Raw genomic sequence first — 22,835 nt, forward strand, 5'->3', positions numbered from 1 at the left:
GCGGAAAGCCTGATAGTGCGACGTCGATAGGCTGGCTAGGTTCTTTGGACATTTGCCCAGATATGCTTATAATGTCATTCCGAACGCAGTGAGGAATCTGAAGTCGTTGCATGTAAGCCCATTTTCGACTTTAGATTTCTCGCTTTCGCTCGAAATGACAAGGATATTAGAACCATCGCCGAAATGTCCACAGAGCTCAGTAGTCTTCCGATTCGTCATCTTTCGGCATCCTGTCCTCTGGGATACCAAACTCTTCCGCCAAGTCCCTCCATTTTGCGTTGACACGCTTACGCTCTTCAGCCTTGCCCTGCTTTTTGCCTACCTCTACGCCTTCCGCAAACTGCCTTTTCTTGACCCATGCTGCGAGTACCATGATTCCCTCCGCCGTGATTACGACTATTAGTGAGTTTGTCGCCGCTCCGATGCCGATTTCTTCTGAACCAACGATGATTTGCAACACTATGTCTGCAATGCTGAGGTCGGCGCGCTGCAATATCTGATTGTAGGTGTTGATGCCTACGCCCACTAGGCACTGAACCCAGAATATAACGAGATATACTCCAACCATCCTGGGAGATATGGACGGAATGGATATTCTCTGAGAGTCCTGTTGATTGCTTGGGTTTGTCACGACCCCAATAGTATAGCAAACAGCGGGCTACATTAATTCGCTACCCCAACACTTCTAGCAAGGCGTCTTCTAGCTCTTCGATAGGGGCGAAGCCTTCGAAGCGCTGGTGGACTATGCCTTCGCTGTTGATCACGAACGACCATTCCGTGCTGGGCAGGTTCCATTCGAGCACCGTTGGGGATACGCGGGCGCGCGTTAGATCGCCCTGGATTTCGGTAGGGTTGTCGAAGAAATCCACATGGATGAAGTGCGCCTTGTCAGCGTACTTGTCCTTCAGCTCGCTCAGCACATCGACTTGCGGGCCACAGACGGCGTTAGTGCAGAACGCAGGACTCGCCATCACAATGACGGTGGGCATGCCGGATTCTACGGCATCGGCGATGCTTATCTGATAGAGGTCTGTGTCTTGCAGTGTGCCGGTAGTCAGATCGGCGATGTCGTGTGTGGCTAGAGTCTTGCTGTCGCTTGCCTTTGCGAGCGTGCCGTTTGCCGGCGCATGGGTCTGCTCGGCGACCTCGAATCGCAGCTCGGCGCGAAGCGTGTTCGCGTTCTCGTCGAGCACGGCGATGTCCAAGCCCCAGTCACCCGCGACATCGAACTGCATCGGCGCTGCATACAGTCCGCGTGTGCCCAACGGGAACGGTCGGAACAAAGCCACCGCGCTGTCTCGCATCTCGCCTTCTGTCGCGCCGTCTGCGTAATAGTACGATGTCAGCGTTGCGATTGGCGAGCGCACAAGCCCTTCTTCGGAAGTGAGCACGACCGCCACGCGCTGCTCGCCTGTTCCCAAGTCGGGCGTGGCGAATATCGCCTGCAAGCCGTCTGCCGATACTGGACCCTTAATCAGCTCGACCTCTTCAAAATGCGCGTCTTCGCCGCTGTCGGTTGCAGAGGATTCCGTTATCTGCTGGCAGGCTAGGGCTAGGAGCATCAGCAGGGCGGCTATCGTCACACTGGCGCAAAATCTATTGAGTATCATCTTATCTATCCATCCTGTCAGTTCGCGTCGTATCCGGTTGGCGCGGGTTCGCCGCCGTCATACGCACCGAAAGTGTAGGCGAACAGGGAGAATTCGGGCGAGTTGGAGCTTAGCTTGAGTTCGTGGCTCGCGTATTCGGGCAGGTTGACGATGTGATACATCCGCGCCGAATCTACAACGATGTAGCCGTTGCCGGCGGCGTCGAACATCACATCGGTGCCCGCCGCTTCAGGGCTGATGGGCTGGTCGTCCAGCGTTACCCGCACCTGATATTCGCCGCCGCTGATGGGCGACATCACCGCGTTGACGCTGGTCGCGTTGAACTTCAGCGCGAGGTAGTCTTCGTAATTCTCAGTCTCCCGCGCATGGACCAATCTCTCCGACTCGTTGCGCCAAAGCCCTTGCAGATACAGGAAGTGGTTGCGGTAATCGCCGGGGTCGGTGTAGAAAATCTCGACGTCTTCGTCTTGATAATACTCTTGGTGCAGCACATACGGCGTCGAGCCGAGGAGCGCGTTGTAGTTGCGCTCGAAGCCGGCGTAAATCTCGCGCGTCAGACCGGTCTCGCGGGTCATCGAGCGCAGGCTGACGGCGTGTCGCGGCTCTGGCAGCGTACCAGCGGACACATCGCTGAGGTCGGCGCCCGCCTCTTCTAGCAAGCCGCGAATCCAGAGTTCGGTCTCGTCGTATGCGCCTTCCCCGAAGTGCGTGTAGCGAATCAATCCGTCCTTGTCCACCAGATACTTCGCGGGCCAGTAGCGGTTGTTGAACGCGCGCCATGTCTTGAAGTCGTTATCCTGCGCGATAGGCCATTCCAGCCCGAATCCCTCGGTAGCCTCAACCACATTCTCGCGGTCTTTCTCGAACTCGAACTCCGGTGTGTGGATGCCGACGATGACCAGACCCTTGTCCGCGTATTTCTCGTGCCACGCCTTGAGGAACGGCAGCGTGCGGATGCAGTTGACGCAGGTGTATGTCCAGAAGTCCACCAGCACAACCTTGCCGCGCTGCTCCTCGAATGTGAACGGATCGGAGTTAATCCAGCTTTCGATCCCGCGAATCTCCGGCACTGTCTTTTCGTTGCCGGTAGCAGGCGTGACGATGCTGGCGTGCGCGGATACTTGCGGCTCGGCGGTGGCGACGGGCTTGGATGGAACGGGCGTCGCCGTTGCTGCGGGTCTTGGCGTGTTCGCGGGAGGCAGTGTGGCGGTTGGCGCGGCTGCGGCCGGCGCGGTCGTCTGCTGCGATGTCGTGCTTTGCTGCGCCTGCACAGTAGTCGCGTCGGGCGCTTCGGTCGCTGTCTGCGGTTCCGGCGCAGAGCATGCTGCGAGCACAAGCGCCGCTATGAGCAGCAGAGCGCTTACCGTCATGCCAATTTTCGTCAATCCGATGCGGGCGCTATTTCCGGCGCTCTTGCGGATACTCTTCATCATTGTCGCTCCTGTCAGGCAGTATGTTCAGGCTGCGTCTAAACGATAGCAGCAATTGATAGTTATAGGTATTGATAGTTATAGGTAATGTTGTTTGAGTACTCGTATGTTTAGATGCTTTCGCGCTTGGAAGGGTTTTTGTGCAGGGCATTCGCGAATTTGAGACGATTTTCTACTATCTTATGGAAGTCTGTCTTATGGATAATGATGTGCTGCGATGATGGTTGATTGCCGTGAAGGAGCCTTTGAAGTACATTGTGCTTTGCCCTCATCCTAGCCTTCCCACAGAGGAGAAGACACTCTACCGACATTTATCAACGATGAATTCCCGATGAGAGGAAGGGATATACTCGCTTGCGACCGCAGGCGGCGGGCGTGTTATCATTCTTCACAACTCTACTGTTACCATTATTGTATATGAGGGTACTGACATGAAAGTTGGATTTATCGGCGTTGGGTATATGGGACGGCACATGGCGCGGAATATCGCGCTGGGCGGCTACGAAATGACGGTGTTCGACATTCGCAGGGAGGCGGCGGAAGAGCTGCTTTCGATGGGCGCGACCTGGGCGGACAGCCCGGCGGCAGTCGCAGCCGCGAGCGATGTCGTGTTTACTTCCCTGCCTCGTCCGCAGGATGTGGAAGAGGTCGCCCTGGGCGAAGGCGGTATCCTGAGCGGCGCAGGCGCGGGGACGGTGTTCTTCGACCTGAGCACGACCGATCCGGACACCATCTATCGCATCAGCGCGGCGGGCGAGAGCAACGGCGTTACAGTGCTGGACGCGCCAGTCAGCGGCGGCGTGGGCGGCGCGGAAAATGGCACGCTTTGCGTAATGGTCGGCGGTGCCGAGGACGCATACATGCGCTGCAAGCCTGTGCTGGACAGGATTGGCGACAAGGTGATGCGCTGCGGCGATCTCGGCTCTGGCGCGATATGCAAGATCGTGAACAATCTTATTGGCCTGAGCGTGCACGTGCTGCTGTCGGAGGCCTTCAGCCTGGGCGTTAAAGCGGGAGTGGACCCGCAGACGCTGTTCGACGCGGTGAAGGGCAGTTCCGGGAATACGCAGAGTATGCAGAGGCTGCCGTACGATCTGTTCGTAGGAAACTTCGAACCCGGATTCCAGCTTGACCTTGCGGCGAAGGACGTCGGGCTGGCGACGGAAATGGGGCGGAGTCTTCGCGTGCCGATGGAGCTAGCAAACGTAGTGCAACAGCGGTACATTGCGGGGCAGAACAAGGGCTGGGGCAGGGAGTCATCCGGGGCTGTGGCAAAGGTGCAAGAAGAGCGTGCCGGCGTGGAGATTCGCACGGCTGGCAGTGAAGGTTAATTCTTACAGGGCTGTACGGGATTAACGGGATAGTAAGGATAGGCATGTTCCAGAAGAGTAAGTTGGACAATGGGATGCGCGTGGTTACGGGCGAGATGCCGCACACACGCTCGGTGAGTATGTGTGTGTTCGTGGGCGTAGGCTCACGCTATGAAGCGGACGAACAGGCGGGGCTTTCGCACTTCCTCGAGCATATGCTGTTCAAGGGCACGCAGATGCGTCCCGAGCCGCAGCAAATCAGCGAGGCTATTGAGAGTGTGGGCGGCATCATTAACGCGGCGACCGAGCACGAAGTGACAGTATATTGGTGCAAAGTGGCGCAGCCGTACTTCGAGGACAGCCTCGCGCTGCTGTTCGACATGCTCCGCAACTCGCTGTATGAGCCGGACTCTATCGAGAAGGAACGGCAGGTCATCTTCGAAGAATTGGCGATGATCAACGATTATCCCAGTTACAAGGTCGAGGCGCTTATAGACGAGATGCTGTATCCCGGGCATCCGCTCGGACGCGACATCGGAGGCACGCGTGAAAGCGTTGGCGGCATAACACGCGAGATGATGCTCGATTATGTGTCCGCGTACTACTCGCCGGACAACATCGTGGTCAGCGTCGCGGGGAATGTGTCGCACGACGATGTGGTGGCGCAGGTGGACAGGCTGAGCGCAGGATGGCAGCCGGGTACGCGCGACGAATGGACTTCGTTCAACGGTGTGCAGTACGAACCGCAGTCGCATGTGGAGTATCGCAGGACGGAGCAGGCGCACCTGTCCGTCGCGCTGCCGGGCGTGTCCCTGACGCATCCGCAGCGGTACGCGCTTGATCTGATGAGCGTAGCGCTTGGCGAAGGCATGAGCAGCCGTCTGTTCGTAGAAGTGCGCGAGAAGCGCGGGCTCGCCTACGATGTGCACAGCGATGTCAGCCATTTCTCGGACACGGGCGCGCTCATCGTATCCGCGGGCGTTGACCCTAAGCGCGTGTACGACGCGGTGCAGACTATACTTGAGCAGGTAAGCATACTGCGAGAAGGCGTCCCGGAAGACGAACTGGAAAAGGTGAAGCGCCTGAGCGCGGGCAGGCTGATGCTGCGGATGGAAGACACGCGCGCGGTGGCAATCTGGATGGGACAGTCCGAGATGCTGCTCGGCAAAATCGCCGATGTGGACGATGTCATTGAGCAAGTGAACGCAGTCACGACCGATGAAATCCTGCAACTCGCCAACGAAGTGCTGCTCACCGAGCGCCTGAACATCGCTGTAGTGGGACCATGCCGCGGGCATCGGCGGATAGAGCGGATGCTGCGGTTGTGACAGAGGGAACTGACATCGATGCGCGCGATAGATAGGATAATCATTCAATCCTTGCCACTTGCATTGGTCTTACTGTTGGCAATGTCCATGGCGGCGTGTCAGGAAGTTCAGGCAACATGCACTGAAATTGCTCCACAGCAGCCCCCGGAATCACTTCCGGATGTCAGTCCTGCGCTCGTGGAGGATGCACGCAGTTACGCAGAAGACTACGGCGTCAGTCTGAACGAAGCGATAAGAAGGCTATCCGGACAGAACGAAATCGGCAACCTCGGTTCTGAATTGGAATCAGGCGAGAGCGCTACATTCGGCGGTCTCTGGATACAAAACGAGCCGGATTACAGGGTTGTAGTGGCATTCACAAAAGATGGAGAGAAGACGATTCGTCCGTATCTTGAACGCACGTCGGTGGCTGCAACCGTTAAGGTATGTCAAGTAGATAAGTCGCTTGTGGAACTCAAGAAGGCAAGGGAGGAAGCCGAGGAAATGGTGAAGGGACTCGGCTTTAACTTTGGTTCAGGGCTGGACATTCCCAATAACATGGTGCAACTTTACCTTACAGAAGCAAAGATAGAGGAACTTGAGATTGAATTAAAGAAGGCAGGACTGACACTTCCTGACAATGTAGAACTAGTCGCAGCGTTGCCGGCGCGACCGGCGTAACCTGAGCCAATCTTCCTAAAGGAAATCCTTAATGGCGACATTTGTGCACAGAGATTGTCAGGGTGAATGCTTGCGCTGGATTCCTGCCTACGCCTGAATGACGAAACTAGTGTATGGAATGACGAATTCAAATGCTGGACAGGATGTGAGTAATGACCATGCAGATGTACATCACGCTGGCTGAGGAAGACAGAATAGCCCGTTACGAAGTGGACACAGCGACGGGCGCGCTGACGCACATCGGGGATACGGCGACGGCGGCGCGGCCTGCACCGCTCGCGGTGAATCCGACGGGCGATAGGCTGTATGTCGGCTGCCGCGACGCGATCGCGATTTCGACATTCGCCATTGGCGACGGCGGCGCGCTGGCGCACATCGGCGATGCCGCGGTGGACAACGACCCATGCTACCTTTCGACCGACCGCGCCGGGCGATTTCTGCTGTCCGCGTACTACGAAGGCGGTCGATGCGCGGTGCATGCAATCGGCGACGATGGCGCGGCTGTTTCACCGCCCGCCGAATGGCTCGCTACGGACAAGGGCGCGCACTCCATGCAGACCGACCCGGCGAACCGCTTCGCCTTCGTGCCGCACATCTCCGGAGGCAACGGTCCGAACGCGATATTTCAGTTCAGGTTCGACGCGGAGACGGGGCATATCACGCCCAACACGCCCGCTAGAGTTGCGCCGGACGCTGAACTAGGTCCGCGCCACTTCTGCTTTCACCCACACAAGGACATCCTGTACTTCTCGGACGAGCAGGGATGCAGCGTTACGGCGTACAACTTCGATGCGGACGCCGGCACGCTGAGCGCGTTCCAGACTACATCCACGCTTCCGGACGGATACGACGGGCAAAACAGCTGCTCGCAGATTCAGATTGCGCCATCGGGCGAGTTCCTATACGCGCCGAATCGCGGGCACAACAGCATCGCCTGCTTCAGCGTGGACGCGCACAGCGGCGCACTAACACCAATCGGCCATGCGGCAAGCGAAGCAGTGCCGCGCGCCTTCAGCATCGACCCAACCGGGCAATACCTCTACGCAGCAGGTCTGGACACAGGCAAACTAGCCGCCTACCGCATCGAAGATGATGGCACATTGGCGCGCATTGCCACTTACGATGTGGGCGAGGGTCCAATGTGGGTGCTGCTTATTGGGGACTGACAAGACGGACAGAATTGGAGGGGATGTCTGAATTGACAAGCCTGACTTCACAGAAGCTCATTCTGATAATTGCCGGACCAAACGGCGCGGGCAAGACAACCTTTGCGACGGAATTCTTGCTGAACGAAGCGGGTTGCCGAACTTTCGTCAATGCCGATATGATTGCTGCGGGGCTGAATCCCTTCGAGCCTGAGCGTTCAGCGGTCGCGGCGGGCAGGCTGATGCTTCGCTTGATAGACGACTATGTTCGCAAGGGCGAAAGTTTCGCCTTCGAGACGACGCTGAGCGGGCGCAGTTATGCTAGGATGATTCCAAGCTGGCAAGCGCAAGGATATTGGGTGCGGCTATGCTTCCTCCGTCTGCCCTCGGCGGATATGGCGGTGACGCGTGTTCGGAATCGAGTGCGTGAAGGCGGGCATAACGTGGATGAAGAAGTGGTGCGACGCCGCTTCAATGCCGGATGGCGCAACTTTCAGCAGATATATCAAGATATTGTGAATGACTGGATGCTTTATGACGCGACCGAAGAGTTTCCAAAGTTAGTCGCAGAAGGGATAAATGATGGATAAGCAGAGTAACGGGAGATGGAAGCCTACTGAAGAGGAAAGAGTCGCGTACATCAAGGGTATGGATGCCGCGATGCGCCGTGCAGCCATCAAAGCCCGCAAGCGCGCGATCGAGACGACCGGCTCCGTGCCGACATGGCGGGACGGCAAGATAGTCTATGACACCGAGGTGTAGAATAGACAGAATCGCCGCCGTTTTGATAATCTGTAAGTGTGCAGGGGATGCATGCAACTCGATTGAACGCGAGAAGCCCATAAAGGCGGGTGGACAATGCAGGTAGTTTTCAATGAAGCGGTCAAGCAGCTTGAGTCCGATACACCCGTGGTCGTGGCTACGGTCATCGGCACTAAGGGTTCGACTCCGCAGAAGCCCGGGTCTAAGCTTCTGGTGCGGAACGACGGCAGCGGCGTGGGCACGCTGGGCGGCGGGTGCGTCGAAGGCGACATCTGGTTCGCGGCTAGCGAGCTGCTAAATAGCGGCGGCGGCGCGGAGTACCGCGAATACGAACTCAATGAAGACCTCGCCGCGGAAGACGGCCTTATCTGCGGCGGCACGATGTTCTTCCTCATCGACCCGGTGTACGAGCCGGGCGAATATCTGGACTTCGCCAAGGAGATCGACGACGCGTACAAGGGCGGCGACGCGGTCGCGCTGGCGAGCCTGGTTCGCGGCGGCAGCGGCTCTGCGGCAAGCATCGGCGCGAAGATGTTCATCCGGCAGGACGGCAGCACGGTCGGCTCACTGGGCAGCCCTGATTTAGACGAAGGCGCTAAAGACGAGGCATTCGAGCTGATGACGCACGGCAAGAACAAGTATGTCGTAACCGGAAGCGGCGCCGAATACTTCATCGAGGCATATACCACGCCACCGCAGCTAGTGCTGTGCGGCGGCGGGCATGTTTCCAAGTCCATCGCGCCTCTTGCCAAGACGCTGGGCTTCCGTGTGTTCGTGACAGACGACCGCGAAGAGTTCGCCAACGCCGATCGATTCCCGGAAGCTGACATCATCATCGCCAAAAATCCTGAAGACGCGCTGAGCGAACTACCCATCAACCCGAACACCTTCATCATAGTCGCCACGCGCGGACACCGCTACGACAATGTGGCGCTCGCCGCAGCCGCGCGGACTCCGGCGAAGTATGTCGGTCTGCTCGGCAGCAAGCGCAAGATAATCCTCATCTACGAAGACCTGATGCAGATGGGCATATCGCAGGAACGCATCCGCGAGCTTCGCGCGCCCATCGGACTGGACATTGGCGCGCGCACGCCCGAAGAGATTGCCGTCAGCATAATGTCCGAAGTGCTGATGTTCCGCTTGGGCGGCACTGGCAGCGTTATGAAGCTTGAAGAGCGCCTGATGACCCGCATCGAGGAGAAGCACGGCGCGGCAGTGGCGGTGGCAGACTAGGCAATGCCCGGCGTTTCTGCCATCCTGACAGCAGCCGGCGAATCACGGCGGATGGGGCGTCCCAAGCCGCTGCTGGCTTGGCGCGGCACGACTCTCGTAGAGCACCAGATTAGCGCGCTGTTCGATGGCGGCGCAGCAGAAGTTGTGGTCGTAGTGGGGCATGAGGCGGACGCCGTTGCAGCGCAGGTTGCACACACCGGCGCGCGCTGCGTGCCGAACCCGGATTATCTTCAAGGCAAGACGACATCCATCAAGTCGGGCTTGAGCGCCATCAGCGCGGACGCCGACGCCATAATGCTGCTCGCCGTTGACCAGCCGCGCACTGCGTCCATCGTGTCTGCCGTAGTGCGGGCGCACATAGCCGGCGACGCGTTGATAACCTCGCCGCGCTACGAAGGCCACGGCGGCCATCCCCTGATATTCGCGGCGTCATTGCGAGGCGAACTCTCGCGCATCACCGAAGAGCGACAAGGCATCCGCGAAGTATTCCAAGCACACCGCAACAGCGTGCAAGAATACGCCCTCGACGACCCAATGATTCGCCTGGACCTGAACACGCCGGAAGCGTATGAGGCTGCGTTGCGGCGGTACGGGGGCGGAGTCTAACAGGGATGTACAAGATGGGGAGGATAAGGGAAGGGAGAACTATGAAACTCCATGTTGATAAGGAAGCCGACGCCTTGCATCTACGCCTTGACGATTCCAAGATAGTCGAATCCGAAGAAGTCGCGCCGGGCATTGTGCTCGACTACAACGAATTCGACGAAGTAGTGGGCGTGGAGATGCTGTATCTTTCGCGGCGTTCCTCCGAACTGAACCTGTCCGCTTTGGAATTCGAGACGGTGTGAGCGCGTGCGCTCTGTGCTAATAGTTGTTAATAGAAAAAGTGAGTCCAGCAGAACTGTTCACTTCAAATTCAACGAGCCGCAGCCTTTCGCAAGTGCTGCCTGAATTGTGGTCGTTGAATCTTTGAATTTCTTGTCGTACAGCGTATGAAAGTGGACTCTGCGAATTCAGGGTAATGAGCGTTGGGGATATGATACTTGGAAGATTAGGAATGTAATATTGTTGAACCCAATCAACGTACCTCTGAACTTGCCTAACATGTGCTGGCTGAATCCGCACGCTCTTTAGCTCGACGGGCGATACATACCTAATCCCGTCTCTGATGAACGCAAACATCACATCAATCTTCTGCATTCCGACTCCACAAGACACCTCATTCCCCAGCCATTCAATTGTAGATTCGCCAATCAGCATCTTGCTGAGAGCATCAGAATCTCTCCCAAGCCCACCTACGATTTCCGCTTGTAGGTGGGCTTCAAACGACCTTCCGTCAAGATACTTTAACGCTAGTCTCGGGAACAGATTGATCGATTCTTTTCGCCCGGAATATTCTGTAGGAATGAGATCGCTACAGAATATCCGTTGAGTGTTTATATCGAAGTCAAGAGATTGATCATCACAGTCCAAGACAAATCCTTCGTTCTTCCTGTCCAGTAGGTCATACAGCCTATCTTGCTCATACTCAGTGATCATTGTGCAGCCACGATTACCCTTGAGTTTCCGGTAGATCAGACTCCATATCATTTGGTTTGGCTTGGATATTCCTTTGATTTCATCAAGAGCTTCCCATTCGGTCACGCCTTCCGGATAAACTCTGTCAGGCTCAAATATAGTGCGGAAGGTAAGGGACTTACCAAGAGAATTCTTTAAGAACTGACTGCCATCATTGTTGTCAATAAAAGAGTAGTCTTCAGCGGCGCGGAAAATCCCGTAAAACTTGCCTTCTGGTATTCTTGGCGCTCTCTGTTGCAAATAGAATATAATGCTATCGCCTCGGCGAATCCGACCAATATCTGCCATCATGCCCGCCAGCATGTTTTCTGGCGTGTGATGCAAGGACGAATTTACTGAGTTGTTGAAATCAATTTGATGCTCCCGCGCTCCCGTGCCTGCGAATTTGTATCTCAAGTGTACAGGGAAAGTCTTGGTGTCAACGACGAAAACATGCGCCGTCATTATTTCACCTTCTTGAAGAGCAGAATGTATTCATGTCGGAAGACGTAGAATCCGCCCGCCAAAGCGCGGTAGCGCCATAGGTTTTCCAAGTTGCGTTTCGCGCGGTTGTTTACCATGTTCTTCACGATGATGCTCTTCAATGACAGGTTGTTCCCGCGCATGAGCGTTTCACTCATTAAGTGAAATCCCAAGGGAATGAGTTCGCTGTTGACATACTTATCCCCAATAACGATTGCTAGATAATGCTTGGGTTCAAGCATTTCGCTAAACCCTTCGACGATATCGCCAAATTTGGTGACAAAGTCATTCACCGTTGGGGCATTGGACAGGTCCCTTTGGTCATCGCTGAAGGGTATTATGTCGTGGTAGGGTGGATGCATGATTACCAATTGCGCTTGCGTTCTGCCCATGCTTTCTAGAGATACAAGTACGCTATTTTGTACATCTACGCAACTGCTGTCGCCAACGATTATTTCTGTATGCACTTCTTCGTTTATGCCTTGAAGTTGTACATATCGTTCGGAATGTTCTGCCATTTCGGGCAGCAACTCCACACCAATGCAATTCCTCCCCAATCTCTGTGCCTCAAGCATTGTTGTGCCGCTGCCTAAGAACGGATCAATGACAATATCACCTGGGCGAGTGTAGCGTCGCATCAATTGATACGGAATCTGCGGAACAAAGTTACCGTGATACCCGGCATTGTGAACGCCTGACCTGTCTCTGTCTCCAATCAGCCACAAACTATCCGTGAGAATCTCCTCAAATTCTCTCCACTCCGACAAAGGCAAATCACTTATTCCACTTGACGCCGTTCTTCCCGAAGAACTTTTCTTAGGTTCATCATTGCGCCTAATGCTTGATGCCTGCTCAAGCATCGGGTGGGTCATGTTGTTAATTTCGTCGTTCACGAAGGAAACTCCATCGTTTACTATTGCTTCTACTTCGCACAAGAATACACATCCTATCCTATGAGTTCAATGAGGTTGCACTTCAAGAATTGTTATGTTCTTGATTATTATCTGTACGCGCAAGGATGGAAATGCAATAGTGGTGAAAAACAAATCGGGTGCGCCGCCTGAATCTACGACAACTCGCTCCAGTCTTCCCACGCCTGCTCTAACCGCGCTTGCGTTGCATTGTACTGCTTGCCGAGCCGCGTGATTTCGGCGATGTTCTGGCGCTCAGTGGCTGATTCGAGGGCGGCGTTAATATCGACTAGCTGCGCCTCCAGATTGCTTATCTGCTCCTCGTAGTCTCTGATGACTGCCTGTTTCGCGCGCTTCTGCGCTGCCGATGTGCGCCGCTGTCTGTCCGCATTTCTGCTGCGCGGTTTGGGCATTGGCGCTTGCCGTGACACAGTGTTGCGGATTGGCTGCTGGGCGTCTTGGCGTTGGCGTATCCATTCCTCAAAGTTGCCCCTGAACAGCGTGGCTTCGCCGTCTTCGACTATCCAGAGCTGGGACGCGAGCTGCGAAATCAGGCGGCGGTCGTGCGACACGAACAGCAGCGTGCCGCCGTAGTTGTCGAGCAGGCTTTCGAGCGCCTCACGGCTTGGGATGTCGAGGTGCGTTGTCGGCTCGTCGAGGACGAGTAGGTTCGGCTCGGTGATGAGCAGGCGAGCGAGCGCGAGACGGCTGCGCTCGCCACCGCTCAGGGCTGACGTGGACTTGAACACGTCGTCGCCCCGGAACAGGAAGCGCGCAAGATAGTTTCGCGCCTCCGGGATGCGAAGGTTGCGGGCGTCTATCAGCGCGTTCAGGACGGTGGAATGCTGCGGAAGGTCGGTGCTGCCCTGCGAATAGTAGCCCGGCTCCACATTGTATCCGAGGCTCGCGCTGCCCGCGATGGGCGGCGTCCCGCCGAGTATCGTGCGCAGCAGCGTGGTCTTTCCGATGCCGTTGCTGCCCACGATGGCGGTGCGCGAGCCGCGTTCCAGCTGCGTGTCGGCTACGGTCAGCAACGGCACACCCTGCCCGTCTTGCTGGTATCCGACCGACAGCTTGCTGGTGCGGATGGCGATTTGCCCGGTGCGGAATGCGCTAAGGCTGCCGAGATGCACCTCTTCGTTCGTGTGCGGCTTTTCGATGCGCTCCAAGCGGTCGAGGCGGGTTTGGCGCCCACGCGCCTCACGCGCTCGCTGGCCTGCCTTGTACCTGCGGATGAAGGCTTCTTCGCGCGCGATGTACTCCTGCTGCCGCTCGTATTCTATGAGCTGGCGCCGCCGCTGCTCTTCCTTGAGCTCGCGGTACTTCGAGAAGTTGCCGGGATATGATCGCAGCTTGCCATTGTCGAGTTCCAGGATGCGGTCCGCCACCTTGTCGAGAAAGTAGCGGTCGTGCGAGACGACCATGAAGCCGCCGGTGAAACTCGCGAGAAAATCTTCGAGCCAGTCCAAGCCGCGAAAGTCTAGGTAATTTGTCGGCTCGTCTAATATGAGGAAATCCGGCTCGGACAGCAGCGCTCTTGCGAGTGCCGCGCGTGTGCGCTCGCCGCCGCTTGCATCCGCCGCGAGAGTTGCCAGCGTCTCTTCGGGCAGCCCCACGCCGTCTAGCACGCGCTCCATGCGATGTTCGTAGTCGTAGCCGCCCAGCGCCTCGAACTCCCGCAGCAGGGCATCGTAGCGGCGCTCCGCGTCTCGTCGTGCGCTGCCGTCCGCGACCTGAATATCCAGCGCGCTCGATGCGAGTTCGTCTTCGACGCGGCGCAGTCGCGCGAAGGCTTGCATTACTTCGTCGCGGACGGTGCCGGATGCGGCTTGCGCCGGCGTCTGCGGCACATAGCCGATGCGCGCGCCGCGCTGCCAAGTGTAATTGCCGCCGTTCGCCTCAATCTCGCCCGCAAGAATGCGGATGAGCGAAGTTTTGCCCGCGCCGTTCGGACCGACGATGCCGATGCGATCGCGTTCTTCGATCTGAAGGTCGAGGTTGGCGAAAATCTCGATTTCGCCGTAGAGCAGGGCTAGGTTTGTAGCGGTGAGGAAGGGCATGGTAGGGAGAGTTTGGCTGATGGTGTGATGTGCTTATTATACGGCAAATGATTGCGATAGCGCAGGAGTATGTGGATATATGGCTGACGAACAGGGGCCTATTGTCGTTTCAGTGATAAACATGAAGGGTAGTGTTGGGAAGACGACCGTTGCGGCGATGCTGGCACGGGTTTCTGCATTAGTCTTTAAGCAGGACGTCCTAGCAATTGATTTAGACCCACAAGCTAACCTGTCCCAATCGCTTATGGGAGAATACGGCTATAAACGCTTTTTGGAAAATAAATCGCCCTCAATTGTTGAGATATTCAAGGGTTACCAACCTCCCACACCGCTTAATCCCTCTTCAAGTCCATTGGACATTGACAATGTTGTTCATGAAGTTACATCTAATCTTCATGTGATCCCTTCAAGATTCGATTTTTCGGACAACTTGATAAGCTCAATCGGAACTGATCCAAGAGTTCTCGCACGACTTATCGCTAATAGTTTCCAGAGCAAGGACTTAATTCTTATAGATTGTGCTCCTACCGAATCGATCCTTACGCAGACGGCTTACCATGCATCAGGTTACATACTTGTGCCCGTCAAACCGGAGTTCTTTGCTACCATTGGTTTTCCTCTACTCAATGATTCCCTTAACGCTTTCAAAAGTTCAAACCCAGGACATCAGATTGCTGTTATCGGTATCGTAATCAACAACTCCTTTTATGACGGTGGAAACGATGTAGGACCGGAAAAAGAAAGGTCTATGAAAGAAATTTCTGAAGAAGCGTCTGAAAACTCTTGGCATATTTTTAGGAATCAACTTGTACATTCCCGTGGATTTCCTAAAATAATGCGGGGAGATTTCAGATATACTGGAAATGCGCTCAAGTCATTTCAGCCTTTCGCAGGTGAGTTCTTATTAAGACTGGTGGAATCAGGTTGGATTCCGGCGGAGATTAACAAAAATGACTAACCCAAAACTTGAAAGTGCATTGCGGCCAATAGTCCGTGAGTATGGTCTCGGGAACGTCCTTCAGTCTTTAGGGAAGATTGCAGTTACTGATGACCATAATGGGAAGTTGACAAACGGTTATTCGGCAAGGAGCCCAAGAATAAAGAAGTCAAAGCCCAACGCCGCCGAATACGCCGACAAGATGGAGTTGCGGCCGGATAAGCAGGATGCGATAACGGCGCTTGCGGAGCGGTTCGAGCGCAAGGACTTCCTACCCACATTCGGCGATATTCGGAACTTCTGTGACATTTACGGCATCGATGTGCCAGCGTCCAAGACACGCGCAAGCGCCATACCGAGGGTGTTCAAGTTCTTGGCGAATGAGATGGAAGCGGACGAAGTTCAGCGCATACTGGACTACGATCTGTTCTCAGGACCGTCGCGGCTCGGTCCTATCGCGGATGCGATACGGCGCAATGGCAGGGCGAGTCGCGCATCAAGACTTGCCAAGTAACTCGCCGAGGCGTCGGTTTTTCTCAAGGCTTGCCTTGAAGTGTGCCATGGTGTCAGGACGCACGTTTGTCTTGCTTACCTTCTGATTGTTTTTTCGCTCTTTCATTACTTTATTCTACACCCCCGCCATCCCCCGCGCCTCTTCCAGCAGCATTGCCACATCATCCGGCGATTCTGCCTCCGCGTATATCCGCAGCAATGGTTCGGTGCCGGAGAAGCGGATTAGCGCCCAGTAGCCGCCCTCCAACAGGTAACGGAAGCCGTCTTGTGTGTCCACTTGCTCTACCGGCAAGCCCGCTATTGTCGATGGCGCGGCGGCTTGCAGTCGTGCCATTATGGTGGCGCGCAGGCTCTCGTCGAAGTGCAGGTCGAGGCGGTCGTAGTGGTGGGGGCCTACTTTGTCTTCCAGCTCGCCGAGTAGATCGGCGATGCCCATGTCGGTCTTGACCATGAGGTCCAACAACATTAAGCCGCTCAGGATGCCGTCGCGCTCCGGCACATTGCCTTGGAACGCGTAACCGCCGCTTTCTTCGCCTGCTATGAGGGCGTCATGAGCCATCATGACGGGGCCCAGGTACTTGAAGCCGACGGGGGTTTCGTGGACGGGGACATCGTAGATTGCGCCGAGCTTGTCTATCATGCCGGTCATGGTGATGGAGCGGACTAGCGGCCCGCGCCTGCCGAGCGTGTCGAGCTGGTGCATGCACAGCAGCGCGAAAGTTTGCAGGGTGGTGAGGAAGTTGCCGTCGTCGTCCACGACGCCTAGACGGTCCGCGTCGCCGTCCGTGGCTAGACCGATGTCGGCGGTTCTGTCTTCCACCTCGTCGATGAGTGGCGCGAGGTTGTGCGCGAGCGGCTCCGGCTGCGCCATTCCGGGGAATGCCGGGTTCGGCTCGCCGCGAATCTCAATGACGCGGGTCGAGCCGCCGGACAGCAAATCAGCGAGGTATCCCGCGCCCGCGCCGTGCATGGAGTCCACGATGATGTCCAAGCCCGCGTTGCGTATCGCCGCTAGGTCAACGAACGATGCGACATGATTGAGATAATCGGGCTGCGGGTCGAACAGTTCGAGCAGCCCGTTGGCTTGCGCCTGCTGAATGGGCATTCGCTGCGAGCCGCCGGAAGATTCCGCCGCCGCGATGCGCGATTCCAGCTCAGCGACGATTTCCGGAGATGCGCTGCCGCCGTAGTCGGGCTTGTACTTGAAACCGTTGTAGGCGGCGGGATTGTGGCTCGCCGTAATGACCGCGCCGGCGCCGGCGTCCTTCGCCACGAGGTTGTACGCGACGACAGGAGTCGGCGCCGCCCTGTCGCATAGCAGTGTGGGGATGCCATTACCGGCAGTCACTTCTGCGACCGCGGCGGCGAATTCGGCGGACGCAAAGCGCGTGTCGTAACCCACGACGAAGCCGCGATACGCTAGGCTGTGGTACTTCATCAGGTCGGCGGCGCCCTGCGCGCACAAGCGCACATTGTCGAAGGTGAAGTCCTCAGCGATGATGGCTCGCCAGCCGTCCGTTCCAAATTTGATAGGCATGCTAAAGGCTCTTTGTCAGTCTATCCTATCTATCGTGTCCATCCTGTATATCCGTAAGATGATTTCACGAATCCCTAATGTTGTCATTCCGAACGCAGTGAGGAATCCAAAATCGTTGTATGCGAACCTGTTTCCAACGCTAGATTTCTCGCTTCGCTCGAAATGACAGGGGTAAATTGCATTTGTGAGATCGTCTTATCCATGTAAAGATTTACAGCCCTGCCGCTTTGCGGAGTTTGTCTGCCTTGTCCGTGCGCTCCCAGGGCAGCTCCAAGTCGTCGCGGCCGAAGTGCCCATAGGTCGAGGTCTGCTTATACAGCGGGCGGCGCAACTGCAGGTCGCGGATGATGCCGCCGGGCGTCAGGTCGAAGTTCGCCGCTACTAGCGCTTCTATCTTGTCATCCGCTATCTTGCCGCTGCCGAATGTTTCGATGGAAATGGATGTTGGCTCGCGCTTGCCGATGGCGTATGACACGATGACTTCCATCCTGTCCGCGAGACCGGCTGCGACCACATTCTTGGCGACATAGCGCGCCGCATACGCTGCGGAGCGGTCAACCTTCGTCGGGTCTTTGCCGGAGAACGCGCCGCCGCCATGCCGCGCGAAACCGCCGTATGTGTCCACCAGAATCTTGCGTCCTGTCAAGCCCGTGTCGCCGACGGGACCGCCGGTTACGAACCGCCCGGATGGGTTAATCCAATACTGTGTGTCGTCGTCGAGCAGCTCGGCGGGGATGATTGCCTTGGCAGCATGCTCTATGAGGTCGCGCGATATTGTCTCCTGGCTCACATCTTCGCTGTGCTGCGTGCTCATCACGACCGTATGGATGCGCTTTGGAACGCCATAAGCGTACTCGACCGTAACCTGCGACTTGCCATCGGGACGCAGATACGGCAGTGTGCCATCCTTGCGCAGCTGCGCCATTCGCTGGCAGAGCTTATGTGACAGGGAAATGGGCAGCGGCATCAATTCGGGCGTCTCGTTGCAGGCGAAGCCGACCATCATGCCCTGGTCGCCCGCGCCGACAGCCTCTAGGTCGTCGTAGTCGCCCGCCTCGCCGCGCAGTTCGATAGCGGTGTCAACGCCGTGCTGGATGTCCGGCGACTGCTCGTGCACCGATATGGCGACGCCGCAGGACTGGTAGTCGAAGCCGTAAGTGGAATCGATATATCCGGCGTCTCGGATGGTGTCGCGGACGATGGTGGCAATGTCCACATAGGTCTCGGTGGTGATTTCCCCCATGACGACGACCAAGCCGGTGGTGGTGCAGACCTCGCAGGCAACGCGCGCCTTCGGGTCGTCCGCGATAATCGCGTCTAGCACCGCGTCCGAAATTTGGTCGCAGAGTTTATCAGGGTGCCCCTCCGTAACCGATTCGGAAGTGAACAGGTACGAAGGGGAGTCGGTAAAGGTATGGCTCAATTTATTCTTCTCCTGGGACAGTTGTTGAAAAGTAAGGGTGCTGCGGGACTGGCTGCTCCGTTAGGGATGGCGCAATTATGGCATAATCGGCGCTCTTCGCCGCCATCCTAGTCCTAGCCTAGCCCCATCGATTCATCTCAAGCCTTGCTCTTTATCTGAGACGATTTCACAAATCCTTAATGTTGTCATTCCGCGCTATTTTTGTCATTCCGCGCTGTCTTTATAATTCCGCGCCTTTTCTTGTCATTCCGAACGCAGTGAGGAATCTGAAGCATGTCCCTGCGAAGGCAGGGATCGTCGCATGCAAACCTGTTTCCGACTTTAGATTTCTCGCTTTCGCTCGAAATGACAGGTATAAATCGCAAATGACAAGAAAAATTGCATTTGCGAAATCGGCCTATTTGTCCGGCTGCTTGATGCCTATTCGTTCGATTTGCGCTTCGGAGAGTTCGGTTAGGTGCGCGGTGCCTTCGGCTACCGTTTTGCCTTGCATTAGGGTTGCCGTTACGGTCATTTCACGGTGAACTTGGATATCTAGGCGCGCGATTGCCGTGATGCGACGGCGGATTCGCGCCGGGCGGATGAACTTCACCTCCATGTCGCGCATCATTGTGGTGCTGCCGCTGTGGTATGCGTAGTTTTCCATGATTTCGTACAGCAGGGTGGCGATAATACCGCCATTGACGATGCCGGGCCAGCCTTCGTGTTCGATGCCGGGCCTGAAATCGGTTACGAGCGCATCGCCCTCGAAGCGGTACTTCAGGCGCAGACCGATGGGGTTGTCCTCACCGCAGCCAAAGCAGTTCGAGTATCCCTGCGAAACTTCGCGGACCTGCTGCTCGTCGTCTTCCGTGTCTCGCTCGCCAACATGAGGATTTTGCTCGATTGTTGAGGCGCTCAAGTCCCTACCTCCCAGCTAGCGAGATATTCTTCCTGTTCGGTGGTCAGCGTGTCTATGGTGATTCCCATAGACAGCAGCTTCAGCCTGCCGACCTCTTCGTCGATGTCGCGCGGCACATCGTAAACCTGCGGCTGCAGCGAGTGCGCGAACTTTGCCAGATACTCGGCGGACAGCGCCTGATCCGCGAAACTCATGTCCATGACGGCGGACGGATGCCCCTCTGCGGCAGCAAGGTTGATGAGCCTGCCCTCGCCGAGCAGATACAGATTCCTGCCATCGCCCATCATGTACTCTTCCACGAACGGGCGCGCTTCGCGCTTGGCGTCCGCCATTTCTTCGAGCGCCGGGATGTCTATTTCCACATTGAAGTGGCCGCTGTTGGCGAGCAGCGCGCCGTCCTTCATCACCTCTATGTGCCGCCGCCCGACCGCCTTCATGCCGCCCGTGAGCGTGATGAATATATCGCCGACCTTCGCCGCTTCGTCCATACTCATAACCTGATGACCGTCCATCGCGGCTTCGAGTGCGTGGATGGGGTTAATCTCAGTAACGATTGTCTGCGCGCCCATGCCACGCGCTCGGAGCGCAACGCCGCGTCCGCACCAGCCATAGCCCGCGACCACGACCGTCTTACCCGCCCACAGGATGTTTGTCGCGCGCGTGATGCCGTCGAGCGTGCTTTGCCCAGTGCCGTAGCGGTTGTCGAAGAAATGCTTGGTGTCCGCGTCGTTGACCGCGACTATCGGGTAGCGCAGCCTGCCTTCTTCAGCAAGGCTTCGGAGGCGGATGACGCCGGTGGTCGTCTCTTCCGTGCCGCCAACAAGCCCGTCAAGTTCCGAGGTGCGCTCGGAGTGCAGCGTCGCCACGAGGTCGGCTCCGTCGTCCATCGTGATGTGCGGCTTGGTGTCGAGCGCGGAGTTGATGTGCGAGTAGTAGGTCTCGCTGTCCTCGCCCTTGATGGCGAATGTGGGGATGCCGTATTCGTGAACGAGCGCGGCTGCCACATCGTCCTGCGTGCTGAGCGGATTGCTGGCGCAGATAGCGGCTTCGGCGCCGCCGTCTTTCAGCGCGAGCAGCAGGTTGGCGGTCTCGGTCGTAACATGCAGGCAGGCGGCGATGCGCAAGCCTTCGAGTGGCTTCTCGTTGGCGAATCGCTCGCGTATTTGGCGCAGCACGGGCATCTCGCGCGCTGCCCAATGAATGCGGCGAATGCCCTCTGATGCAAGCGAAGCGTCTGCGATGTGCCCGCTGTTCGTTTCTGTGGTCAAGTCATTCCTCCTGATTTGTATCGACATTCGTGACATTCGTATCGATACACAAGCTGTCCGTATGCATGTATTGCCGGGATGGATTGCGATATTTTGACTGGCTTATCGCCCTGCCCTATCCGTTTTTGGTATAGCGTGCCGTGTCTATCGAGAAGGCACGATGCGTTCGCCGTCATCGAGTGGCGCGAACGATGTGAGTTTCGTGAATGCGCGGAAGCGGCCTTCGATGTCTTGCATCGTGAGCGTGCGCACCCTGTCCGAGCTGAAGTCTTGCACGCAGAACGAGCCCATGACCGAGCCGAGCACGGTGGCACGGCGGTAACCTGCGGGCGTCGTGTCGCCGGTGGCTGCGATATAACCTACGAAGCCGGAAGCGAATGTGTCGCCCGCGCCGGTGGGATCGACAACATGGTCGAGCGGATACGCCGGCGCGGAGAAAACGTCATCGCCCATGTCAGTGCGGCCCAAGTCAGTGCGATTGAACACCAGCACGCCGTGCGCGCCGCGCTTCACCACGACCACGCCGGGACCCATCGCCATAATGCGCCGCGCCGCGAGCACAAGGTTGCCTTCCTGCGCGTAGTCGCGCGCCTCGCCTTCGTCCATGAACAGCACATCGGCGCTGCTGACTATCTTGTCGAGCGAATCGCGCTTGGAATCTATCCAGAAGTTCATGGAATCAAGGGCGACGAGTTGGGGACGCCGTTCCATCTGTTGCAGAACGTCGAGTTGCAGTTCAGGGTCGATATTGGCGAGGAACAGGTACGGGCATTGGCGCTGTTCGGCGCTGAGATTGGGCGAGAAATCTGCGAACACGTTCAGCTGCGTGTCCAGCGTATCGCGCGCGTTGAGGTCTGCGCCGTAGTATTCGCCTGCCCAGCGGAATGTGCTGCCCGCCACTCTCCGCAAGCCGCTGACATCGACGCCGCGAGAGCGCATCGCTTCGACATCCTTGTCCTGAAAGTCATCGCCAACAACAGCGACCACGCTGACGGGCGCGAACCGGCTGATGCCGATGGAGAAGTACATAGCAGACCCGCCGAGCGAAGTCTCACGGCTGGCAACCGGCGTTTTCACGGAGTCGTAGGCGACCGAGCCGACGACGAGTACGGTCATTGTTCGTCCTTTGGTGATGATAGGTGATGATTAGCGACAATAATTTAGCAGCAGATGAAGTCGGCGTTTGACAATAGTCCCTCCCCCTTCGGGAAAGGCTGGGATTGGGGCAAACTGAATTACTTGATATAGCGATTACCGTAAGCCCGACCCGTCTAGCGCCACATTCTAGCTACACTAGGCAGCAGCCTATTCGTCCGCCCCGTAGCTAGTAGGCTTGCCGGCTTCGATCCATGCAGGCGTGCCCTCTTCGATGTTGTACAGGCGCTCGGAGTCGAAGCCCATCGCGGCTGCCATCTCGGCGGCGAGTCCGCTGCGCACGCCGATAGCGCAGATGAACAGCAGGTTCTTGTCTTCTGGCAGCTCGTCTATGCGCCCTAGCAGGGTGTCCACATGGATGAAGAGCGCGCCTTTGACATGGCCATCGGCGTATTCGTCGAGCGCGCGCACATCCACGACGACGGAATCGCCGGATGCCTGCATTTCCTCTGCCTCGTCGATGCTGATGCGGTAATATGGCTCGCCCGGGTTCTTGGTAGGCATTGATATTCCTCCGTGATTTCTTGCGTGATTTCTTGGACTATGTGTGGTATGTCGGCGTTATTTTAGACAAAAAAATACTTCTCCCGATGAGAGAAGTTCGTGTAATGC

Annotated in this window: 23 protein-coding genes; 11 read left to right on the top strand and 12 right to left on the bottom strand. The window is 56.8% G+C overall.

Going from position 1 to position 22,835, the window contains the following annotated elements:
• Positions 1 to 196: 196 nt before the first annotated feature.
• The 3 genes from F4X57_13160 to F4X57_13170 all read right to left on the bottom strand — a co-directional run bounded on the left by F4X57_13160 (position 197) and on the right by F4X57_13170 (position 3,043).
• Positions 197 to 568, bottom strand: a complete 372-nt coding sequence (locus tag F4X57_13160) for a hypothetical protein (protein MYC08099.1) — start codon at positions 566 to 568, stop codon at positions 197 to 199.
• A gap of 103 nt (positions 569 to 671) precedes the next feature.
• Entirely contained in the window at positions 672 to 1,610 is a 939-nt protein-coding gene (locus F4X57_13165; protein ID MYC08100.1) for a hypothetical protein, read from the bottom strand.
• A 17-nt stretch (positions 1,611 to 1,627) separates the two neighbouring features.
• Positions 1,628 to 3,043, bottom strand: coding sequence for a redoxin domain-containing protein (locus F4X57_13170; protein MYC08101.1), 1,416 nt, complete (start codon positions 3,041 to 3,043; stop codon positions 1,628 to 1,630).
• A 428-nt stretch (positions 3,044 to 3,471) separates the two neighbouring features.
• On the opposite strand from F4X57_13170, the gene F4X57_13175 reads away from it, so the two are divergent.
• From F4X57_13175 to F4X57_13215, 9 genes are all read left to right on the top strand, one after another.
• Positions 3,472 to 4,371, top strand: a complete 900-nt coding sequence (locus tag F4X57_13175; GenBank protein MYC08102.1) for an NAD(P)-dependent oxidoreductase — start codon at positions 3,472 to 3,474, stop codon at positions 4,369 to 4,371.
• Positions 4,372 to 4,415: 44 nt separating this feature from the next.
• A complete protein-coding gene (locus F4X57_13180; GenBank protein ID MYC08103.1) occupies positions 4,416 to 5,678 on the top strand; it encodes an insulinase family protein in 1,263 nt (420 codons plus the stop codon).
• An 18-nt stretch (positions 5,679 to 5,696) separates the two neighbouring features.
• Positions 5,697 to 6,338, top strand: coding sequence for a hypothetical protein (locus F4X57_13185; GenBank protein MYC08104.1), 642 nt, complete (start codon positions 5,697 to 5,699; stop codon positions 6,336 to 6,338).
• 152 nt (positions 6,339 to 6,490) lie between these two features.
• Positions 6,491 to 7,504 (top strand): lactonase family protein, encoded by a 1,014-nt coding sequence (locus F4X57_13190; protein ID MYC08105.1) that lies wholly within the window; start codon positions 6,491 to 6,493, stop codon positions 7,502 to 7,504.
• 41 nt (positions 7,505 to 7,545) lie between these two features.
• Complete coding sequence (locus F4X57_13195) at positions 7,546 to 8,073, top strand: AAA family ATPase (GenBank protein ID MYC08106.1); 528 nt, start codon at positions 7,546 to 7,548, stop codon at positions 8,071 to 8,073.
• Complete coding sequence (locus tag F4X57_13200; GenBank protein MYC08107.1) at positions 8,063 to 8,245, top strand: hypothetical protein; 183 nt, start codon at positions 8,063 to 8,065, stop codon at positions 8,243 to 8,245. The genes F4X57_13195 and F4X57_13200 overlap by 11 nt, the downstream gene beginning before the upstream one ends.
• A 96-nt stretch (positions 8,246 to 8,341) precedes the next feature.
• Positions 8,342 to 9,478, top strand: a complete 1,137-nt coding sequence (locus tag F4X57_13205) for a hypothetical protein (protein MYC08108.1) — start codon at positions 8,342 to 8,344, stop codon at positions 9,476 to 9,478.
• A 3-nt stretch (positions 9,479 to 9,481) separates the two neighbouring features.
• A complete protein-coding gene (locus F4X57_13210) occupies positions 9,482 to 10,084 on the top strand; it encodes a nucleotidyltransferase family protein (protein MYC08109.1) in 603 nt (200 codons plus the stop codon).
• Positions 10,085 to 10,125: 41 nt separating this feature from the next.
• Positions 10,126 to 10,326: a DUF2283 domain-containing protein gene (locus tag F4X57_13215; protein MYC08110.1), complete on the top strand. Its 201-nt coding sequence runs from the start codon at positions 10,126 to 10,128 to the stop codon at positions 10,324 to 10,326.
• 16 nt (positions 10,327 to 10,342) lie between these two features.
• Here the strand turns inward: F4X57_13215 and F4X57_13220 are convergent, their stop codons facing one another.
• From F4X57_13220 to F4X57_13230, 3 genes are all read right to left on the bottom strand, one after another.
• The gene (locus F4X57_13220; protein MYC08111.1) at positions 10,343 to 11,503 is read right to left on the bottom strand and encodes a DUF91 domain-containing protein; all 1,161 of its coding nucleotides are present in this window, start codon (positions 11,501 to 11,503) and stop codon (positions 10,343 to 10,345) included.
• Positions 11,500 to 12,411, bottom strand: coding sequence for a DNA methyltransferase (locus F4X57_13225; protein MYC08112.1), 912 nt, complete (start codon positions 12,409 to 12,411; stop codon positions 11,500 to 11,502). Before F4X57_13225 ends, F4X57_13220 begins: the two co-directional genes overlap by 4 nt.
• A gap of 173 nt (positions 12,412 to 12,584) precedes the next feature.
• On the bottom strand, positions 12,585 to 14,489 hold the full coding sequence (locus F4X57_13230; protein ID MYC08113.1) for an ABC-F family ATP-binding cassette domain-containing protein: 1,905 nt from the start codon (positions 14,487 to 14,489) through the stop codon (positions 12,585 to 12,587).
• Between the two features lie 79 nt (positions 14,490 to 14,568).
• Between F4X57_13230 and F4X57_13235 the strand changes: the two genes are divergently transcribed.
• Together F4X57_13235 and F4X57_13240 are read left to right on the top strand one after the other, a co-directional pair.
• Positions 14,569 to 15,447, top strand: coding sequence for a ParA family protein (locus F4X57_13235; GenBank protein MYC08114.1), 879 nt, complete (start codon positions 14,569 to 14,571; stop codon positions 15,445 to 15,447).
• Between the two features lie 106 nt (positions 15,448 to 15,553).
• Positions 15,554 to 15,940 carry a hypothetical protein gene (locus tag F4X57_13240; protein MYC08115.1) on the top strand — a complete coding sequence of 129 codons (387 nt, stop codon included), beginning with the start codon at positions 15,554 to 15,556 and terminating at the stop codon, positions 15,938 to 15,940.
• 114 nt (positions 15,941 to 16,054) lie between these two features.
• Here the strand turns inward: F4X57_13240 and F4X57_13245 are convergent, their stop codons facing one another.
• The 6 genes from F4X57_13245 to F4X57_13270 form a co-directional block, all read right to left on the bottom strand.
• Positions 16,055 to 17,476 (bottom strand): phosphoglucomutase/phosphomannomutase family protein, encoded by a 1,422-nt coding sequence (locus F4X57_13245; GenBank protein MYC08116.1) that lies wholly within the window; start codon positions 17,474 to 17,476, stop codon positions 16,055 to 16,057.
• Positions 17,477 to 17,687: 211 nt separating this feature from the next.
• Complete coding sequence (locus tag F4X57_13250) at positions 17,688 to 18,899, bottom strand: methionine adenosyltransferase (protein MYC08117.1); 1,212 nt, start codon at positions 18,897 to 18,899, stop codon at positions 17,688 to 17,690.
• A gap of 397 nt (positions 18,900 to 19,296) precedes the next feature.
• The gene (locus F4X57_13255) at positions 19,297 to 19,800 is read right to left on the bottom strand and encodes a PaaI family thioesterase (protein ID MYC08118.1); all 504 of its coding nucleotides are present in this window, start codon (positions 19,798 to 19,800) and stop codon (positions 19,297 to 19,299) included.
• Positions 19,797 to 21,095 carry an adenosylhomocysteinase gene (locus F4X57_13260; GenBank protein MYC08119.1) on the bottom strand — a complete coding sequence of 433 codons (1,299 nt, stop codon included), beginning with the start codon at positions 21,093 to 21,095 and terminating at the stop codon, positions 19,797 to 19,799. The genes F4X57_13255 and F4X57_13260 overlap by 4 nt, the downstream gene beginning before the upstream one ends.
• A gap of 117 nt (positions 21,096 to 21,212) precedes the next feature.
• A complete protein-coding gene (locus tag F4X57_13265) occupies positions 21,213 to 22,184 on the bottom strand; it encodes a sugar kinase (protein MYC08120.1) in 972 nt (323 codons plus the stop codon).
• A gap of 189 nt (positions 22,185 to 22,373) precedes the next feature.
• Entirely contained in the window at positions 22,374 to 22,727 is a 354-nt protein-coding gene (locus tag F4X57_13270) for a rhodanese-like domain-containing protein (GenBank protein MYC08121.1), read from the bottom strand.
• Positions 22,728 to 22,835 lie beyond the last annotated feature (108 nt).

The organism is Chloroflexota bacterium (genome assembly GCA_009840355.1).
In the GTDB taxonomy this organism is placed as follows: Bacteria; Chloroflexota; Dehalococcoidia; order Lucifugimonadales; family JADFKI01; genus Bin90.

Excerpts from the sequence above, each read along its gene's own strand:
- F4X57_13160 (MYC08099.1), bottom strand. The coding sequence starts at position 568 with ATGGTTGGAGTATATCTCGTTATATTCTGGGTTCAGTGCCTAGTGGGC.
- F4X57_13165 (MYC08100.1), bottom strand. The coding sequence starts at position 1,610 with ATGATACTCAATAGATTTTGCGCCAGTGTGACGATAGCCGCCCTGCTG.
- F4X57_13170 (MYC08101.1), bottom strand. The coding sequence starts at position 3,043 with ATGATGAAGAGTATCCGCAAGAGCGCCGGAAATAGCGCCCGCATCGGA.
- F4X57_13175 (MYC08102.1), top strand. The coding sequence starts at position 3,472 with ATGAAAGTTGGATTTATCGGCGTTGGGTATATGGGACGGCACATGGCG.
- F4X57_13180 (MYC08103.1), top strand. The coding sequence starts at position 4,416 with ATGTTCCAGAAGAGTAAGTTGGACAATGGGATGCGCGTGGTTACGGGC.
- F4X57_13185 (MYC08104.1), top strand. The coding sequence starts at position 5,697 with ATGCGCGCGATAGATAGGATAATCATTCAATCCTTGCCACTTGCATTG.
- F4X57_13190 (MYC08105.1), top strand. The coding sequence starts at position 6,491 with ATGACCATGCAGATGTACATCACGCTGGCTGAGGAAGACAGAATAGCC.
- F4X57_13200 (MYC08107.1), top strand. The coding sequence starts at position 8,063 with ATGATGGATAAGCAGAGTAACGGGAGATGGAAGCCTACTGAAGAGGAA.
- F4X57_13205 (MYC08108.1), top strand. The coding sequence starts at position 8,342 with ATGCAGGTAGTTTTCAATGAAGCGGTCAAGCAGCTTGAGTCCGATACA.
- F4X57_13210 (MYC08109.1), top strand. The coding sequence starts at position 9,482 with ATGCCCGGCGTTTCTGCCATCCTGACAGCAGCCGGCGAATCACGGCGG.
- F4X57_13215 (MYC08110.1), top strand. The coding sequence starts at position 10,126 with ATGAAACTCCATGTTGATAAGGAAGCCGACGCCTTGCATCTACGCCTT.
- F4X57_13230 (MYC08113.1), bottom strand. The coding sequence starts at position 14,489 with ATGCCCTTCCTCACCGCTACAAACCTAGCCCTGCTCTACGGCGAAATC.
- F4X57_13235 (MYC08114.1), top strand. The coding sequence starts at position 14,569 with ATGGCTGACGAACAGGGGCCTATTGTCGTTTCAGTGATAAACATGAAG.
- F4X57_13245 (MYC08116.1), bottom strand. The coding sequence starts at position 17,476 with ATGCCTATCAAATTTGGAACGGACGGCTGGCGAGCCATCATCGCTGAG.
- F4X57_13260 (MYC08119.1), bottom strand. The coding sequence starts at position 21,095 with ATGTCGATACAAATCAGGAGGAATGACTTGACCACAGAAACGAACAGC.
- F4X57_13265 (MYC08120.1), bottom strand. The coding sequence starts at position 22,184 with ATGACCGTACTCGTCGTCGGCTCGGTCGCCTACGACTCCGTGAAAACG.
- F4X57_13270 (MYC08121.1), bottom strand. The coding sequence starts at position 22,727 with ATGCCTACCAAGAACCCGGGCGAGCCATATTACCGCATCAGCATCGAC.